The following is a 964-nucleotide window of genomic DNA, read 5'->3' as shown; positions in this document are numbered from 1 at the left end:
GTTCACATGAATAGGGGTCAGCTGCACACCAGAAGGGGGAGTGGGGTTAGTTAATTGACACTTGTAATGACGATACCAGCCAAGGAATTTATAATAATCAACGCCAAAACGATGGCAATACTCCAAAAGAGAGACTTGGCAACCACTGTCGGATGACTGATAAGCAGAAAGAATCTCTAAAAAACAATCAGTAGAGTCCATAAGAATAAAATTTTAAGTTCTGTGCAAAGGTAAAACTGACTGATAGGATAAACAAGAGCCATACAATGAGTGCTTACAGTGCTTACGTTCCATTTTTTGTTTCATACCTTGAAACGAATGGTTTCCCGTAGTGAAACAGTTTGTTTCTCGGTGTGAAACGAATCGTTTCACCCTTTGAAACTTTTTGTTTCAAGCGCTTGAAACAAAAAGTTTCAGCAGGCTGGAAACTAGTTAGAACGTAGCTTTACCAATTATACTCATCCGTGTAACTGTCAAAGACCGGTTCTTCGGTGATACCTTTCCGGCGAAAAAGCTGGCGGATATAGTTTTGGTCTGCGGGGCTTAGGAAGCGTTCTTCGCGATAAAAGCGATAGTAAAGCGTTTTTCCGAAATGCCCGATCAGTTGTTGCTTGATGTTTGTTCCGTCCTTATAAGGTACGTTGTCCAGCAGGTGGCTGATACCCCATGCCACATGTATCTTTTCTGCGTTTTGGAAGTGGGGACAGTCAATTCCGGTGGCCGGAATACACATTGGGTTTACGATGCTGATATAGGACGTGTCAGCGGTAGTGAGAAGTGCAGCCACCCGACGCAGGCAGTTACAAGCTTTCGGACATTGCTCGTTGTAGCAGCGGGCGTAGTTGAAAGGGACTGTTTTGTTTTTTAATTTATTGTCGTTCATTTTATATTGTATATTACATACATGATTGACAAAGGTAGTGTTTTTATTGTGGAAAGGTACAGTTTGAAAAAGAAAAAACGT

At 41.8% G+C, this 964-nt stretch carries 1 protein-coding gene and 1 pseudogene; both read right to left on the bottom strand.

Annotated elements, in window-relative coordinates; all coding sequences use genetic code 11:
- Positions 1-201 (bottom strand): annotated as a pseudogene (locus HMPREF0106_RS26645) (hypothetical protein); the annotation flags it as partial.
- A 244-nt stretch (positions 202-445) separates the two neighbouring features.
- Complete coding sequence (locus HMPREF0106_RS00080; RefSeq protein ID WP_004319314.1) at positions 446-883, bottom strand: DUF6078 family protein; 438 nt, start codon at positions 881-883, stop codon at positions 446-448.
- Positions 884-964: the final 81 nt, after the last annotated feature.

The sequence above is a fragment of the Bacteroides sp. D22 genome (assembly GCF_000163675.1).
GTDB lineage: Bacteria > Bacteroidota > Bacteroidia > Bacteroidales > Bacteroidaceae > Bacteroides > Bacteroides xylanisolvens.
This window is presented reverse-complemented; position numbering and strand designations above follow the sequence as displayed.

Excerpts from the sequence above, each read along its gene's own strand:
- HMPREF0106_RS00080 (WP_004319314.1), bottom strand. The coding sequence starts at position 883 with ATGAACGACAATAAATTAAAAAACAAAACAGTCCCTTTCAACTACGCC.